At 71.6% G+C, this 16,078-nt stretch carries 11 protein-coding genes and 1 tRNA gene; 1 reads left to right on the plus strand and 11 read right to left on the minus strand.

Going from position 1 to position 16,078, the window contains the following annotated elements; translation table 11 throughout:
- Positions 1-9 precede the first annotated feature (9 nt).
- Entirely contained in the window at positions 10-1,050 is a 1,041-nt protein-coding gene (locus tag BM041_RS24505; protein WP_092962543.1) for an efflux RND transporter periplasmic adaptor subunit, read from the minus strand.
- Between the two features lie 100 nt (positions 1,051-1,150).
- Between BM041_RS24505 and BM041_RS24510 the strand changes: the two genes are divergently transcribed.
- Positions 1,151-1,225 (plus strand) — tRNA-Thr (locus tag BM041_RS24510).
- A 712-nt stretch (positions 1,226-1,937) separates the two neighbouring features.
- Here BM041_RS24510 and BM041_RS24515 read toward each other — a convergent pair.
- The 10 genes from BM041_RS24515 to BM041_RS24550 all read right to left on the minus strand — a co-directional run bounded on the left by BM041_RS24515 (position 1,938) and on the right by BM041_RS24550 (position 16,064).
- Positions 1,938-2,279: a hypothetical protein gene (locus BM041_RS24515; RefSeq protein ID WP_139226165.1), complete on the minus strand. Its 342-nt coding sequence runs from the start codon at positions 2,277-2,279 to the stop codon at positions 1,938-1,940.
- A gap of 782 nt (positions 2,280-3,061) precedes the next feature.
- A complete protein-coding gene (locus BM041_RS24520) occupies positions 3,062-4,375 on the minus strand; it encodes a DUF3631 domain-containing protein (protein WP_092962545.1) in 1,314 nt (437 codons plus the stop codon).
- Positions 4,372-5,361, minus strand: coding sequence for a hypothetical protein (locus BM041_RS24525; protein WP_092962546.1), 990 nt, complete (start codon positions 5,359-5,361; stop codon positions 4,372-4,374). Before BM041_RS24525 ends, BM041_RS24520 begins: the two co-directional genes overlap by 4 nt.
- Complete coding sequence (locus BM041_RS24530; RefSeq protein WP_092962547.1) at positions 5,361-5,717, minus strand: hypothetical protein; 357 nt, start codon at positions 5,715-5,717, stop codon at positions 5,361-5,363. Before BM041_RS24530 ends, BM041_RS24525 begins: the two co-directional genes overlap by 1 nt.
- A complete protein-coding gene (locus BM041_RS31955; protein WP_281244666.1) occupies positions 5,704-5,838 on the minus strand; it encodes a hypothetical protein in 135 nt (44 codons plus the stop codon). The genes BM041_RS24530 and BM041_RS31955 overlap by 14 nt, the downstream gene beginning before the upstream one ends.
- Positions 5,839-6,219: 381 nt before the next feature.
- On the minus strand, positions 6,220-6,411 hold the full coding sequence (locus tag BM041_RS30130; RefSeq protein WP_139226167.1) for a helix-turn-helix transcriptional regulator: 192 nt from the start codon (positions 6,409-6,411) through the stop codon (positions 6,220-6,222).
- Positions 6,412-6,565: 154 nt separating this feature from the next.
- Complete coding sequence (locus tag BM041_RS30135; protein ID WP_139226168.1) at positions 6,566-7,279, minus strand: hypothetical protein; 714 nt, start codon at positions 7,277-7,279, stop codon at positions 6,566-6,568.
- A gap of 31 nt (positions 7,280-7,310) precedes the next feature.
- Positions 7,311-8,621, minus strand: coding sequence for a tyrosine-type recombinase/integrase (locus BM041_RS24540; RefSeq protein ID WP_175534147.1), 1,311 nt, complete (start codon positions 8,619-8,621; stop codon positions 7,311-7,313).
- A 256-nt stretch (positions 8,622-8,877) separates the two neighbouring features.
- Positions 8,878-9,528 (minus strand): invasion associated locus B family protein, encoded by a 651-nt coding sequence (locus BM041_RS24545; protein WP_175534148.1) that lies wholly within the window; start codon positions 9,526-9,528, stop codon positions 8,878-8,880.
- Between the two features lie 14 nt (positions 9,529-9,542).
- A complete protein-coding gene (locus BM041_RS24550; protein ID WP_092962551.1) occupies positions 9,543-16,064 on the minus strand; it encodes an autotransporter-associated beta strand repeat-containing protein in 6,522 nt (2,173 codons plus the stop codon).
- Between the last annotated feature and the right edge of the window lie 14 nt (positions 16,065-16,078).

A 16,078-nucleotide genomic window follows, 5' to 3' on the forward strand; every position in this document is an offset into this window, starting at 1 on the left:
CAGGAACATTCAGGGCGGCGCCAGCCTGACGGCCTGCCCATCGACCAGCCCGCCCGGCGGCGCCAGCACCACCGCCTCCCCCACCGCGATGCCGCGGCGGATCTCGACGCTGCGGGGCGCCTGGACGCCGATCTCCACCTCCCGCCGCCGCACGCGTTCCTTCTCCACCACCCAGACGAAGGCGGGGCCCCGCGCCGTGGTCGCGGCCGGGTTGCGGGTCGCGGGGGGCAGCACCACGGCGGCCGGCGGCAGCAGCACGGCATCCCGCGTCTCCCGCAGCACGATATTGGCCTCCACCGTCATGCCGACCAGCAGCGGCGTGTCGTCCGGCAGGGCGAGGCGCACGCGATAGGCCTTGCGGGTGGTGTCGCCCTTGGGGGTGATCTGCGTGACCTCCGCCGTCAGCACCCGGCCGGCGAAGGCGTCGGCGCGCAGCAGCACGCGCTGGCCGACGGCGATGCGGGCGATGTCCTCCTCATCCACCTCGGCCGTCACGCGCAGCGGCCGGGGCTCGCCCACCCAGAACAGGCTGGCGGGGGTGTCCACCACCTCCCCCACCTCCACGTCCCGGCGCAGCACCACGCCATCGGTCGGTGCGCGGACGAGGTAGTCATCCAGGCGCTGCATGGCGGCATCGGCCACGGATCGCGCGGCGCGGGCATCGCGTTCGGCGCGTTCCAGCGTGGCACGGGCGGCGATGTCGCGGGCCACCAGGGTGCGGGTGCGGGCCAGGTCCTCGGCCGCGAATCGGGCACGGGCCTCGGCCTCGTCGGCCATGGAGCGGGACTGGCGGTCATCGATGCGGGCGAGGATCTGCCCTTCCGTCACCCGCGCGCCCTCCTCCGCCATCACGGCGCTGACGCGGCCGCGGATGGCGGGGCCGACCCGGGCCCAGTGGACGGGCTCCACCGCCCCGGTGGCATAGACCGCCTCCAGCGCCGTGCCGGTGGCGGCGGTCGCGATGGCGACGCGCGGCGGCAATGCCCACCAGGCCCAGGAGGCTGCGCCGCCGACGAGAAGCAGGGCGAGAAGGAGCAGGAAGCGGCGCATCTGCGGGGAGCGTAGCAGTTAATCGCCGCCGCGGCAGGGTCCCCCGCGCAAGGCGGGTTGTCCGCCGGCCCGCCGGGCGCTATAGGCCGCGCCGCAGCGTGCCGGCATAGCTCAGTGGTAGAGCAACTGATTCGTAATCAGTAGGTCCGCGGTTCAAATCCGCGTGCCGGCACCATTTTCCTTTCCCGGGGGCACACCGGGGGCACATTTTTGCCCCGGCAGCCTCCCGTGTCCCCGTTTTGGGGGGTCCTTCCCCACGTAAGCCTGGGCAGGTGTTCGGGCGCCGCCATCACCCCAGGTGCCGCAGGCGCCGGGCGTAGCATCACGTCCGGCCTAAAGAGGAGGAGGAACCTCCAGGCGGCGGCGGAACCTATCGCGGTGGCGCCGGCCGAAACGCTGCGACTCGGCGCCAGCGGACAGGACCCAGGCCCTTAGCGCCTCGGGCAATCCCGCTTGGACCAACCGGCGGCATCCATCGCCCGCCCCACGTCCCGCCCTCGGGCAAGGACGGTAGCCACCACCCGGTCATGGCTCCCGTGATGCGGCCGGATCACAAGCTGGGTCGCCTCCGTCATGCGCCGCAGCTGCATTCGGGCTGCACTCCACCCGGGCCTGCCCCGTTCCACCGTATCCACACCGCGCACCCGCACGCGGATCGGCGCGGGGTGGCCGGCGCAACGTACGGTCAGGGTGTCACCGTCCGCCCAACGGATTGCGTCGCAGGTCCACGCCCCGCCGGGCGGGTAGGTCCTGGGCGGTTCCCGCCAGCGGCAGTTAGGCGCCGCCCATGCCGGAGGTGAGAACAGCAGCAGCAGGGCGAGGATACAGGCGCGGGTCATCGGTGCAGACTTTGAAGGGGGCAAGGCGACTTGGATGCCGAGGAGCGCCTAGCGAAAATCATCCGGCATCGGCGGCCAGAGCGCGCGGTTGTAGGGCGGCGGCCAGATGCCGCAATGCTTCAACCACCGCTCCTCCCGCTCCAGCCGTTCGGCCAGCGGGCGCCAGAACCATTCCCCGTGATCCCGGGCCGCAGCCCCTATGATTTCGGGTATCGATGTGCCCGCCTCGGCAGGATCGCCGCCTGCCGCCAGGTAAGCCGCGCGGGTCGCTTGCTGTGCCTCTTGCTCCTCCGCTCCTCCGCCCTTCGCCCGGCGGTAGGTCAGCACCGTGGCTTTCGCGACTTCTCTGGACCAGCGGGTAAGCGGGGTGCGAGTCGTGTTCGCGCTCATGGGGCGAGGATAAGCCAATCAGCCGGTGGTGATCGGACCTAGATGCGCGGTCGGTCACCTAGATCTGGATGCTTGCGGATGCGCACTGACATCGCCTAGCGTCCGAGCCCATGCGCTCCATCGTCATCGCTGGCCTTATCACCCTCTCAGGCTGCGCGCAGCCGCGCATTGTTTATGAGCGGCCCAACACTAGCGAAGAACAGGTCCAGCAGGACGAGCGAGAATGTAGGTTTGAGGCAGTGCGCGCTACGGCCGGTATGACAGGCCCAAACCCCTTCACTGTGGCGGCGGACCGCCAGAACGCAGAGCGTTCTGTTTTCATCGCATGTATGCAGGCGAGGCGTTACACACGGCTGGTCCTGCCTCCCGCGTGAAGAAGGCGTAGCCGTTCCAAAGGGGGGGCGGGATCAATCTCCAGCGAAGCGGCGCACCAAGACCGCGCCTCTCATGCGGCACCCATAATCCGTGACTTTCGGGCGGCGGTGCGCGGCGCCGGGGGGGGCGCGGCATCATCTCCGGCCGATCCGCGCACCGGGACCGCTTCCTTCCCGCCGCGCACCCGTCCGCAATTCAGATGTTGGGTCCCGCCCACGCCCGCGCGCGTGATTATTGATGTTTCGCGCCTCACCCTGCCTCTCAGCCGGTAACACGGTTACAACCCAGGTTTCCCGCCGCTTTCCGCGCATCCGCAGCGGTTACAGGATCGCACCCTGTAACCGCACCCGAACAGCCGGAACGCCTAGACTTTCCTCGCTTGTAACCGCGTTACCGCTCCAGCGCCCCTAGTTGGCGGAAGCGGGGGCAGCAGGCGCCAGATACCGCGACCACGCTTCCTCAAAATGGTCGCGGATATACCCCTTCACCGGGGCACCGCCGCCCGGCGGCCGGTAGGTGATCGGCCGCACCCGGAACGGCGCCAGCGCCGCCGCCAACTGCACCGGGGTCATCGGCCTGCCGTTCTTCCACTCCGGCCACGGCCGCTCCTCTAGCTTCTCCAGCGCCGCGATAATGTCAGTCGAGGGAAGGCGGGTCGCGCCGCGTTCGTTGAACAGCGTCCGCAGGTCCGCCAGCAGCAGAGCGCCGGCCTCGGCATTGCCCTCGGCCGCGTTGCGGTGCCCGAACACCTCCAGCAGCGCCCGGCGGGCACGCTGGGGCCATTCCCCGCCGGCATCGTCCGCGATGGAAAGCAGGACCACGGAAATGTCGCCCTCCCGGTCGCCCATCGCCTCCGGCACCTCCGGGTCCAGCGGCAGATGGTCCCGCCGGTCCGCCGCCCATCGGGCGAGGCACCGGGCGGCGTTGTGCAGCGTCGCGCGGGCGCCAGGCGCGCGGAGTTTCATCACCGTCTCCGCCGCCGCCTTCCGTTGCAGCGTGATCGGCACGCAGCGGTCCGCCAGCGTGTCCGGCAACTTCCCGATCCCGGCCAGCGCCACGGGGCAGAACGTGGCGAACCTTACCGGCATCCATTCGCCCTTCGTCTCCACCACGCGCACCACCTCGCCGGACCGCTCAAAGCCGGAATTGAGGATGCCGCGCAGTTCTTCGTTGTCACCCACAAAGGTGTCCGCCTCATCCACCAGCAGCGTAATCCCGCCTTCCTCCCGCAACGCCTCCACCGTGCGGAATACGCCGCTGGCGCTGATGTTGTCGGCTTTCAGCGGGCGGTGGCAGGTGGCGCGCAGCAGGTCCAGCAGCGTCGATTTTCCGCATCGCTTGGCGGGCGATCCAATGTTCAGCCGGGGCGAGTGCTGGAACCGTTCGGATACCCAGGTGTGTGCGATCCACAACGCGATGGCATCGGCGGCGGTGGCGGGCAGGATGACGTGGCGCCGGATCGCAGCGGCCAGCCTGTCCAGCACCATCCCGGCTTCCACCGGGTCCGGCCACGGCACTACGGCCTGTAGCTCTACGCCTCGGCCGCGCGGTTGCTCAGGTGCTGGCCGCATCTCCTCCACCATGCGGTCCAGCGTGCCGACACGAATGTTCAGCCGCTTCGCTGCCGCCTCCCGCTCCCGGTCATAGGTCACACGGTCCAGCCGAGAGAGGCGCAGGATTTCGGCGGCATCGTCGGCCACCATGGTTGCGGCTTCCGTCATGCCCGCGCCTCCGCCTGACCGCGCGCAATGCCGTCGCGGGCGGTCGCCTCGGCATTGCGACGATCCTTCCCGCCGCTATCCATCGCAGCCTGGACCAGCGCCGCACTGGCGCTGGTTTCGTCGAGGATGCCGGCCGCGATCAATTCGCCAGCCCGGCAGGATGCCCAAAACAGCAGCCGGTGCCGCTCGCCCTCCACCGCGTCCTGGACCACGCGCAGCAGGCGGGCGAAGCGCATCACCTCGCCCCCGCTATAGGGCCTGCCAGGGCGTCGCAGGGCGGTTGCAGCAGGCGGTGGTGGCGTTGGTGCCAGCAGCGGCGCCGGAGGCACCACCACCGCCTCCATCCCCTCCAGAACGGCCAGCCGGCGGGGCAGGTGGTCGCGCTGCGCTATGAACAGCGGCGCCGCCGTGTAGTGCGGTTGCGCTGCGCTGTAGAGGCTGCGGTCAACCGGCGCCGCCGCAAGCCATGCCTTAGCCTCGGCGGAGGTCACGGGGCGGTTGCACCAGGCCCATAGCCGCAGCCGCGCACCCGGCTTGATGCCGTGCGATGCCGTGGCCTGCACCACCAGCCGCGCCACCCGGAACGGCGCCGGCAGTAGTGGCAGGATGGCGCGGGCGTTCGCCTCCAGGTCCGCAGGGTCCATCCCCTCCGGCACCGGCAGGCTGTCCACGTCGAGTGCGATCCAGCGGCGCGGCACCTCCCGCAGCGTCGGCGCCTCGCCTGTTTTCGGATCGCGGTGGAGGAGGCGCCGGACACCTTGCGACCTGTCCGCGTCGAGGATCGCGCCGCGCACCACGCAGGTGTCCGGGCGCCGCGCCAATTCCTCCAGCAACGTCGCCAGCGCCGCCAGCCCTTCCACCCGCAGATGGTGCAGGTTCACGGTGCGGGTCCGTTGCTGCGCCTCCACCGTGCCGTCCGCATGGATCAGCTTGGCGAGGCGCCGCCCCGGGGCTTGCACCACCGTCATCGCGTCGAGGTCATCCATCAGGCGGCATCCTCCAACATGGGCCAGGGTCCGGCGGTCACGGCGATGGCGCCGGCCAGGCGGTAGCGCACGAAAGACACCTTGTTGCCGTCCGCGTCGGTGCCGAACGCCGGCACGCTCTCAATCGGGCAACCGGCCTTCCGCAGCCGGGCGACGTGGCATGTCGCGTTGAGTGCTAGGCCGGGCGGTGCCGCGTTCAGCATCTCCACCCGCGTCATTCCGGCGGGGTGTCGCAGCAGCAGCCGCGCCACCTCCGCCGCCCGCTTGGGGATCGGCAGGAACATGTCACCCACACGCAGCAGGTGACGGTGGCGCCCCGTCGCGGGGCGGTGGTGGAAAGGTTCAGCGCCCGGCATGGGGGGGAGGCTCCATGTCACGCAAAGCGGCCAGCGCCGCCGCGAGGTTCGGATAGGCCAGCGGCACGCGCCGGCCGGGGATGGCGATGCAGGCGCGCGGCTCTCCGTCCGCGTCGAGCATGTCGGCGCGGAGGAGGAGGCGGGCGCCAATGGCAGGCGGGCGAGGATGCCGTGCGGCCCATGCGAACAGCGGCAGCGGGGCAGGCGTCATCGCGCGCGGCAGCCGGTGGCGCCGGCCGCAGGTGGGACAGGTAGTGGTGGAGGTCATGGTGGTTTTCCTGTCTGTCAGGACCACCGGGGCAACTGGAGCGTGGCGCCGTGCGCGTCGCGTGCTACATTGCGGGCGGCAGAATCCGCAGTATCCAGCACGTCCCAACACATCGCCGCCGGGCCACTCCAGGTCCGGCGGTTTTGTTTCAGGGATAGGTGACGGTTAGCAGGCGCAGCGCCGCCAGGATCACCAGCGTCGCGCCAATGCCGAGCAACGGCAGGGCGGCGCGCATCACCCGATCCTCCGCGCACGCGGCGCGGCATCCACCGCAGCCCGCAATTCGGATCGGCGCCAGCGCGGGGCCTTCGGCGTGACGTAGTAGGGCGCGGGCAGGATGCCGCGCTTCACGTCGCGCCAGAATGTGGAGAGTGCCCGGCCCGTCTCGGGGGCGGCAGCGGCGGCGGACAACAGTGGGTCAGACACGCAGCCCTGCGGCGTAACGTGCCGGTTACGCGCGGCGCCTTGCATGTTCGCGCAAGAGGCGTGGAGTTCCTGATGCACAGTGGCCATCCCTATCTAGGAGAGGCCACCTTCATCTACCGGAATGCGCGTCTCGGAACGTGACCGAACGTTGGGGCTAGGTTTTGTCCAGCCGGAGGCGGCGTCCGGCGGCAAGTATCCGCTCAAACGAGCGCCGTGCATCAGCCGGATCGGAGCCACCTCCTAGCTGCCCCAGGCGATAGTCATAAGGATTGCCCGTTTCCTGCCAGACCAGCAGGTGCCCTTCCTGCACTACAGTCGCAGCCGTCTTAGGGTCTAAGCCGAGGCGTAAGAGATCGTATTGCTCAGCCGCGGTCCGCTTGGAACGATCGCTCAGCGCGGATTGAAATGCGTTCCAGCCTCGCCGGCAAAGCCCGAGCGCCATCGGAACCATTTCCATAGCTTTCTTGTAGTGTAGAGCCTTGGTTTTTCGCCGCGCCGCTGGCTCCTTAAGGTCAGGCGGCTGTAAGTGCGAAAGGCTAGAAAGAGAGCCAACAGCAGAGCAGAACGCTTCCATGCCCCACTCAGGCACTAGTTGCGCACGTGATGCACGATTGTAGTCTCCTCCAAAACAATCGAGGGCCACGTGTGCTCGCCTTGATAGCTCACGCCATACATAAACAGGGTTTTTCGTTTCCCGATAAAGGATTTCGTTCGCATCAAAGAACCCAAGACACTCGTTAAGCCATGCTATGTGGCGAACATCGAATGCTGCGTCATCCTCATCAGGCAGACGCTGCGGTTCGGCGCCAAGTATAGCCTTGAACCGCTCGTGCCAGCGTTGAGGTTCGGTGCTTTCATTTACTGACATGCTGGCCCCCATCACTGCCTCACGCAGGTCGTTAAGCAGCGCGATGCCGCCGATCAGCCAGCGTCACCACCTCCGCCGCAGGCTGCGCCGTCACCAACCCGGCCACATGCGCCTGCCAGCGACCTAGCGCGCTGATGATTTCATCCGCGTAGTCGTGCACGTCATAGGTCCGTTCAATCTTGGTCCGGCCGGAGACGTGGTTGATCGCCGCCTCCGCATGGTCACGCGGGATGCCGAGGCGCGTCATGCCGGTGCGGGCGGTGCGGCGCAGGTCATGCCAGCGCCATGCCGGCATCGGCCGCACCTCCAGCCCGGCCGAGTCCTTCGCGCGGTTGCTGGCAATGGTCGCGTCAATGCGCGCCTTCAACTTGGAAAAGCCCCGGAAGCCATTGCCGTTGATGCTGCCGAGCATCCGCCAATCGCCGCCGCAATCCTCTCCACCCGCCGGCCACACGGCATCCACCTCGGCCATCGCCAGCGGCGCCAGCGGCACGGCGTAGCCTTTCCCGTTCTTCGTCCGGCTTCCGGGCAGGGTCCATCGACCGCGTGCCCGATCCACCTCCCCCACCGCGATGTCCGCAACTTCCATTTCCCGCGCGGCGGTCAGGATCAGTAGCCGGACGAAGGCGCGCACCTTCACGCCCTCCCCTTCCGTCGCGCGCCACACCTCCAGCAATTCGCCATCGGTCAGGACACGGGTGCGCGCCTTCGGCATGGGCGCCAGCTTGGCGGCACCCTTCCGGGGCAGCAGGGGCAGCGGCACCCATCCCTCCGCCTCGGCATGGTTCAGGAAGGAGGAGACGACGCGATACAGGGATGCCGCCATGGCCGGCGCAGCTTTCCGCTTGGTCGCGACCAGCGCGGTCCAGTCCGCGCGCGTCGTCTCCACCAGCGCCCGGTTGCCGAGGCGCGGGGTCACGTCCCGGTCGCAGATGCGCGCCACCTCCGCCGCGTAGCGGTCGGACCACGGCTTTTCGATATCGGCTTCGCGGCCAGCCCGCCATTCCGCCAGCCGTTCCGTCACGGTCGCCTCCGCCATCCGGTGGCGCCGCGCCTCCCGTGCTGCCCGCTTCTCCTCAATCGGATCGGCACCGCTGGTAATCCCGGTCAGGGCCAGCCGGGCAGCCTTGCGGGCGGCACTCAGGCCGAGGCTCGGGTAGGTGCCGATCTTCGGGCGGGTTTGCTTCCCGTCCTTCGTCCGGGTGCGAACGCTCCAGGTCATCACCCCGGCGGCGGTCACGCGCAGCACCAGGCCGACGACATCGGTATCCCGGATTTCCAGCCGGCCAGATGCCGGAGGCGCCAGGTTCCGCAGCCAGATGTCAGTCAGTTCGCGCTTCATGGACCCACCCGCCTGCCCGGCCCCGCTTTGTGCCCCCACCCCTCTCGGGGGCACACCGGGGGCACAATTTCGGTGCGATGGCGGTAGATTCGCATAGACGCTGGTAAGCGGGTAGTCCCTTTTCATCAGGGCTTTTGCGGGTCACTCCGGCCAGCGGGGGCACAGCCGGCGCCGCTTACCCGCCCATTCGTAATCAGTAGGTCCGCGGTTCAAATCCGCGTGCCGGCACCAGCCTGCCCCCCGCCCCCCGGCGATCTCACCGCGTCTCCCGCGCCAGCGCATCCGCCGCCGCCGCGAAGCCGCGGAAGCTGGCCGGCAGTGCCATCTCCTGCCCCGCCGCGTCCCGCCATTCCAGGCGTCCCGCCTGTTCCGCCGGCAGGGCGCGCAGGCGGCGCACCGCATCCTCCCGCAATTCGATCTCCGCGAAGCAGCCCAGGCGGTTGCAGGTCTGGAAGGGCAGCGCCAGCGGCTCCGCCCCCTCCATCACCAGGCGCACGGGCTGGGAGACGCGGATGTTCACCGGCAGCTGCGCCACCAGGCGCAGCGGCGCTTCCCGCGCCACGCGGCCCATCGCCAGCGCGGCGCCGAGTTGCCGGCCCTGGTCGCGCACGGCCATCACCATCTCGCAGGCGCGGGTGGGGGCGCGGCCGGCGCAGTTCACGGACCAGTCGCCGAATTGCGCGCTGGTCCGCTCCGGCGCCTCCGCCCCCTGCCCCGCGGTCACCGGCGTCACCGCCGGGGCGGGGCTGGTGGCTGCCGGGGTGGGCGGTGCCGCGGCCGGTGCCCTCGCCGGGGTCTGGGCCGCCGGCCCGACCAGCGGCCACAGCACGATCCCCCCCGCCACGGCCATCAGCGGCAGGCCGATCGCAAGCCGCCGCCGATACGCCCGCATGTCGCGCATCCGCATGATCCTCTTCCCTCTCACCATTGGAAGCGCACGCCGAGATTGCCGGCGTGGCTCGAGACATTGTCCTGCACCGTGCCGCTGTAGCCCGCGACCAGCGTGAAGCCGGCGGGCAGCGACAGCTCCGCCCCCAGCCCGCCGAGTGCGGCGGTGCGGCCGCGTTCCGCGCTGCGCGCGACCATCGCCGTGCCGGCCGCGGCCCCGAAGGCGCTGGTCGTCCGGGCGGCGCCATCCTCCAGCTCCTGCGCCAGGTGCAGGCGGATCATCGGGCGCAGCTGGTAGCCATCGCCGAGGCTCACCACCGTGTCGGCGCGCAGGCCCGCGGTGGCGCGCAGGCGGGTCAGCTGGCTGTCCTCCACCGTCAGGGACAGCACGCTGCCGCCCTGTTCCGTCAGCCGGCCGCGGGACAGCGCGTCATGCCGCAGCGCGATGCTGGGCTGCAGCTGCCAGCCGCCGAGGCTCAGCCGCGCGCCGCCCTCGATGGCGGCGGCGGTGCCGAGCCCGCTGCCCGATCCATGCGCGGACAGCCCGTTGATGCCGAGGCTGCGGCGCGTGGTGACGCCGGCATGGCCGAGCCCCGCCTGCACGTCCAGGAACAGCCGGCCATCGGTCCAGCCGCCATAGAGCGCGCCATGCACCATCTCCCCGCCCGCGCGCGCATCGGTGCCGGTGCTGCTGATGCGGCCGCTGGTGCCACCCAGCGCGAAGCCCAGCAGCAGCCCGCCATCGAGCCGCATATCGAGGCCCGCCGCCATGCCGTTGCTGGTGGCGCGGTAGCCCGTGTCCCCCGTGGCGTCGAAGCGCGCATTGCCGCCGAAGCCGATGGCCCAGGCGGTGCGGCGCCCCTCCTCCGCCACCGTGGCGCGGCCGGCCATGCCGCGCCGGGCGGCCATCTCGCCGGCGATCACCTCGCCGAAGGCGCGGCTGCGATCGATGCCGACCATCAGCGCATCGCCATAGATCGTGCCGGCGAGGCGCGTCATCAGCGGCGGCAGCGCGGCGGGCACCTGGCTGAACAGGGTGGCCAGCACCGCCGTCCGATCCGCATCCGTGCGCAGGCCGGGCTCCGGGCGCAGCGCATCGAGCCCGATTGCCACCTGCCGCTGGTTCGGCGTCAGCCCGATGCCGAAGGGGTTCAGATTCGTGTAGGTGGCGGGCGTGGCGTAGAGCGTCAGCGCCTGCGGGTGATAGAGCGCATCCAGCCGGCTGCCGGGCAGCAGCCCGTCCGGCTGCGTCAGGCTGGCGAAGCTGCCGGCCACGCCGCCTTCCGCCTGCACCACGGTGAAGGCCTGGCCGATGGGCGGGCTGTAGGTGTTGGTGGCATCGCCGGTGATGCCGCGCAGCACGGGGACGATGCTGCCGCCCTGCGCCGTGAAGCTGCCGCCATTGGTGACGATCACGCGGCTGTAGTTCCCCGCGCCCGTGCCCGTGCCGGGGCCATCGACATCCAGCCGCAGCGTGCCCGAGGACCCGATCACGACCGGCGCCAGGAAGGTCAGCGTGCCCGGGCTGTTGCCCGGCGCCAGCACGCCATTGATGGTGGTGGGGGTGAACACCTCCCCGGTTCCGCGCAGCGTGGCGTTGGCCAGCACCGTCAGCCCCTCCGCCCCCACCGTGATCGGGCCCTGCACGGTGGCATTGCCGTTGAACAGCGTGACGTCGGGCGCATTGGCCTGCTGCATCGCGATCGGGCCGCTCAGGTTCAGCACGAAGCCGTTGGCATCGATCTCGCCGGCCTGGTTCACCTGGATGGGGCGGGTGGAATTGAAGCTCGCCAGCGCCAGCAGCTTGCCGTTGTCGATCACCAGCGGCGCGGCGGGCGCGCCGAGTGCCTCGTCGCTGCCGACCGCCAGCGTGGTGCCGCCGATCACCAGCGTGCCGCCGCTGTAGCTGTTGCTGCCAGACAGCGTCAGCACGCCGCCGCCATCCGCCACCAGCCTGCCGCTGCCGCCGATGGCGCCCGAGAGGGTGATGGCGCGGCGGTTGGTATCCACCGTGCCCTCGCCCCCCAGGGTGAAGGCGCGGGCGGAGGAGACATCGGCCAGGAAGCGCAGCCGCCCATCATTCAGGCTGACGCTGCCCGATGCGGCGCCGAGCGACCCGTCGCCCGCCACCGCCAAGGTCGCGCCGTTGGTGACGAAGGTGCCGCCGCTGTAGCTGTTGGTGCCGCTCAGCGTCATCGTGCCGCCGCTGACGGCGAAGCCGCCCGTGCCGCCGATGCTGCCGGTGAATTCCGTGCTGGCGGCCGTCACCGTCAGCGTCCGCGCGCCCAGCGCCACGCTGCCATTGCCCGCCAGCGTGGTGATGGACGCCCCCGCGCTGGTGGAGCCGATGCCGAAGGTGCCGGCGACATCCACCACCGACGCCTCCGCCACGCTGCCGGTGCCGGCCAGGTCCAGCACGGCGGAGGAGGCAATGGTCAGCGCGCCGCGGAAGATGTTCTGGCCGGACAGCCCCTGCGTGCCGCCGGTGACGGTGACCCCGCCGCTGCCCGTGATGCCGCCCGCGAAGTTCGTGCTGCCCGCCGTGATGGTCAGCGTCTGCGCGCCCAGCCGCATGACTCCAGCGCCGGAGAGCGAGCGGATCGACGCCCCGCCGCTGGTCGCGGCGATCGAGGCCTCCCCATCCACGCGCAGCGCCGCGGCGGCGGCGATGCTGCCCGCACCCGTCAGCTCCAGCGCGGCCCCGGCATCGACGCCGACCGTGCCGGTCAGGGCGTTGGTGCCTGCCAGGCGCTGCGTGCCGCCCGCGATCGTCATGCCCCCGCTGCCGCCGATCCCGCCCGCGAAGCTGGTGCTGCCGGCCGTGATGGTCAGGGTCCGCGTGCCCAGCGCGACGCTGCCCGTGCCCTCCAGCGTGCGGATCGCGGCACCGCTCGTCGTGCCCGCGATGTCGAACGTGCCCTCCGCCAGCACGCCGGCCGCGGCCGCGATGCTGCCCGCGCCGGTCAGCGCCAGGGTGGCGCCGGCATCGATGGCGGCGGCCCCGGTGAAGCCGTTGCTGCCCGACAGCGCCTGCGTGCCCGCGGCGATGACGATGCCGCCGGTGCCGCCGATGGCGCCCGCGAAGCTGGTGCTGCCCGCGGTGATGGTCAGGCTGCGCGCGCCCAGCGCCACGCTGCCAGAGCCCTCCAGCGTGGTGATGGCGGCGCCCGCCGTGGTGCCCGCGATGCTGAAGCTGCCATGGGCGCGCACCCGCTCCGCCGCCGCCACGCTGCCCGACCCCGTCAGCGCCAGGGTCGCGCCCGCATCGATGATGGCGGCCCCGGTGAAGCCGTTGCTGCCCGTCAGCGTCTGCGTGCCACCGGCGATGGTCACGCCGCCCGTGCCGCCGATGCTGCCCGCGAAGCTGGTGCTGCCCGCGGTGATGGTCAGGCGCTCGGCCCCCAGCGCCACCGTGCCGCCGCCCGTCAGGGTGCGGAGGCTCGCGCCGCCGCCGCGGGCGGTGATGTCGAAGGTACCCTCCGCCTGCAGCTGGGATGCGGCGGCGATGGCCCCCGCGCCGGACAGCGCCAGCGTCGCCCCGCTGTCGATCACGGCGCTGCCGGTGAAGCCGTTGCTGCCCGTCAGCGTCTGCGTCCCGCCCGCGACGGTGATCCCGCCCGTGCCGCCGATGCTGCCCGCGAAGCCGGTGCTGCCCGCGGTGATGGTCAGGCGCTGGCTGCCCAGCGCCACCGTGCCCGTGCCGGCCAGGGTGCGGATGCTCGCGCCCGCCGTGGTGCCCGCGATGCTGAAGGCGCCATCCGCCTGGACCTGCGCCGCGGCGGCCAGGCTGCCCCCGCCGCTCAGCGCCAGTGTCGCGCCGCTCGCCACCGCGGCCGTGCCGGTGAATCCCGCATTCGCCCCGGTCAGCGTCTGGGTGCCGCCCGTCACGCTCAGCTGGCTCGCCCCCGTGCCGGTCAGGCTGCCGCCGAAGCTGGTGCTGCCCGCGGTGATGGTCAGCGCCGTGCCGCCCATCGCCACCGTGCCCGCGCCGGTCAGGGTGCGGATCGCGGTCGTCGTGTTGCCCGTGACATCGAGCGTGCCGCCAAGCTGCACCTGCGACGCCTGCGCGATGCTGCCGCCGGCGGAGAGCACCAGCGTCGCCCCGTTGGCGATCGTCGCCGCGCCGGTGAAGCCGTTGCTGCCCGTCAGTGTCTGCGTCCCGCCCGAGATGGTCACGCCGCCCGTGCCGCCGATGCTGCCCGCGAAGCTGGTGCTGCCCGCGGTGATGGTCAGCGTCCGCGCGCCCAGCGCCACGCCGCCGGCACCGGACAGGGTGGCGATGCTGGCGCCGGCGGTCGTCGCGCTGATGTCGAAGCTGCCCTCCGCCGCCACGCGCGACGCGGATGCGATGCTGCCGGTGCCGGACAGCGCCAGCGTGGCGCCGGATGCGATGCTGGCCACGCCGGTGAAGCCGTTGCTGCCCGTCAGCGTCTGCGTGCCGGCCGCGATGGTCAGCCCGCCCGTGCCGCCGATCGCGCCGCCGAAGCTGGTGCCGCCCTGCGTGATGGTCAGCGTCCGCGCGCCCAGCGCCACCGCGCCCTGGCCCGACATCGCCTTGATGCTGGCGCCGGCGGTGGTGTCCGCGATGTCGAAGGTGGCGCCGGAATCGACCGTGACGCCGCTGGACGCCGCGATGCTGCCGCCGCCGCGCAGCGCCAGCGTGCCGGACTGGATGGTGGTGGCGCCCGCATAGCCATTGACCGCCGTCAGCACGAGGCGCGCGCTGCCGCGATTGCCGGTGACCGTCAGCCCGCCATTGGACAGCGCGCCGGCCAGCACCGCCTCATTGCCGCTGTTCTCCTCCACCCGGATGCTGCGCGTGCCGCCGCCGAGGTCGATGGCATTGGCGAAGGTCACGTTGCCGGTGGCGGTGGAGGAGCCGAGGACCAGGCTGTCCGCATTCGCGACGAAGCCCGCGCTGCCCCAGGTCAGCGCCGCGCCGCCATTCAGCGACACGCTGAGGTCCCCGCCCCCGCCCGCGAAGCCGCCGGAGCCGGTCCATTGCACCCGTCCGGGCTGGCTGCCGATGAAGCGGCTGAAGGTGCCGCTCGATTCCAGCACGCCGCCGGCCAGGTTGAGATTGCTGGCGGTGTTCAGCCCGACCCCATCCACCGCGCGCAGCGCGCCGCCGGTGATCCGTGTCTCCCCGGTATAGGTGTTGGTGCCGTTGAAGATGGTGAGGCCGCTGGCGATCGTCACGCTGGCGCCCTGGCCGGTGGCGACGCTGCCGAAGCTGATGCTGGCGGCGCTGTTATCGGCGATGCCGCCATTCACCGTGATGGTGTTGCCGGCGCCGGCCGCGAAGGTGACGGTGGCGCCACGCATGGCGAAGATGTCGCTGCCGGCGGAGGAACCCACCGCGCCGCCATTCAGGCTGCCGCCCGCCAGCACCGTATTGGACCCGAAGGTGGTGTTGCCGGTGACGGTCAGCGACCCGCCATCGCGCACGAAGATCGCGCCGCCCAGGCCGGAACCGCCGCCGCCACCCTGGGCGCTCGCCACGCCATTGCCGGTGCCGTTGCTGCCGGCACCACCGCCGAAGCCCGCCGCACCACCCGTGCCGGCCTCGCCGGCGGTGCCGCCGCTGCCGCCATTGCCGCCGGACCCGCCGCCGGCGCCGAAGCCGCCCGCACCACCCGTCCCGCCCGCGCCGCCGAGTCCATCCCGCGCGCCGCCCTTGCCCTCGCCCCCCGCGCCGCCGGCGCCACCCCGGCCGCCGCCGAAGCCGAAGCTGCCCCGGCCGCCCACGCCGCCCGCGCCGCCATCCCCGCCGAGCCCCACATCGCCCGCCGCCAGCGCATTGTTCCAGGTGACGAGTTGCGCCGTCGCCTCACCCAGCGCAGCCGTCGCGGCGACCAGCGCCGCGGCGGCGGCGATGGCCTGGGCCGGGTTGGGCGGCACCTCGGCCGAGGCCGCGGTCACTTCCGCGATCGCCACCGCTTCCGCGACCGTCGCCTGCGTCACGGCGTAGATCAGCGCCGGGTTGGTGGACCAGCCATCGCTGCCGGCACCGCCGGTGCCGCCGGTACCGCCGAAGCCCGTGCTGCCCGCGCCGGCATTGCCGCCATTGCCGCCGGGCATGCCATTGCCGTTGCCATCCCCGATCAGGACGATGTTGTCGCTGAACACCGATCCGGTGCTGCCATTGGCGCCATTGGCGCTGGCCGTCAGCAGCCCGTTCAGGATCCCGCCCGTGGTGCCGCTGCCGCCGGTGCCCCCGATGGCGCTGTTGCCCGCGATGGTAACGTTGTTCAGCACCAGGCTGGCGCCGTTGTCGACGAAGACCACGCCGCCCAGCCCCGCGCCGCCGCCACTGCCCGCCCCGCCCTGGGTGACGAAGTTGGACACGGTGGCGTTGTTGAAGGTCAGCGTCGCGCCCTGCACCAGGTAGCCGCTGCCGAAGGCACCATCCTGGGTCCCGGTCAGGGTGCGGTTGGTGGTCACCACCTCACCCGCCACGCCGGGGGCGGCCACGCCCACCAGGATGAACACGGGCACGACCACCACCGAGCGCGGCCTGGGGGTGCGCTTGCCGCGATAGGTCCTTGACTTCATTCGGTGGAATCTTT

The sequence above is a fragment of the Falsiroseomonas stagni DSM 19981 genome, assembly GCF_900114315.1.
GTDB classification, from domain to species: domain Bacteria; phylum Pseudomonadota; class Alphaproteobacteria; order Acetobacterales; family Acetobacteraceae; genus Falsiroseomonas; species Falsiroseomonas stagni.

Coding starts and splice junctions, on each gene's coding strand:
- BM041_RS24505 (WP_092962543.1), bottom strand. CDS start 1,050: ATGCGCCGCTTCCTGCTCCTTCTCGCCCTGCTTCTCGTCGGCGGCGCA.
- BM041_RS24515 (WP_139226165.1), bottom strand. CDS start 2,279: ATGAGCGCGAACACGACTCGCACCCCGCTTACCCGCTGGTCCAGAGAA.
- BM041_RS24520 (WP_092962545.1), bottom strand. CDS start 4,375: ATGACGGAAGCCGCAACCATGGTGGCCGACGATGCCGCCGAAATCCTG.
- BM041_RS24525 (WP_092962546.1), bottom strand. CDS start 5,361: ATGGATGACCTCGACGCGATGACGGTGGTGCAAGCCCCGGGGCGGCGC.
- BM041_RS24530 (WP_092962547.1), bottom strand. CDS start 5,717: ATGCCGGGCGCTGAACCTTTCCACCACCGCCCCGCGACGGGGCGCCAC.
- BM041_RS31955 (WP_281244666.1), bottom strand. CDS start 5,838: ATGCTCGACGCGGACGGAGAGCCGCGCGCCTGCATCGCCATCCCCGGC.
- BM041_RS30135 (WP_139226168.1), bottom strand. CDS start 7,279: ATGTCAGTAAATGAAAGCACCGAACCTCAACGCTGGCACGAGCGGTTC.
- BM041_RS24540 (WP_175534147.1), bottom strand. CDS start 8,621: ATGAAGCGCGAACTGACTGACATCTGGCTGCGGAACCTGGCGCCTCCG.
- BM041_RS24545 (WP_175534148.1), bottom strand. CDS start 9,528: ATGCGGATGCGCGACATGCGGGCGTATCGGCGGCGGCTTGCGATCGGC.
- BM041_RS24550 (WP_092962551.1), bottom strand. CDS start 16,064: ATGAAGTCAAGGACCTATCGCGGCAAGCGCACCCCCAGGCCGCGCTCG.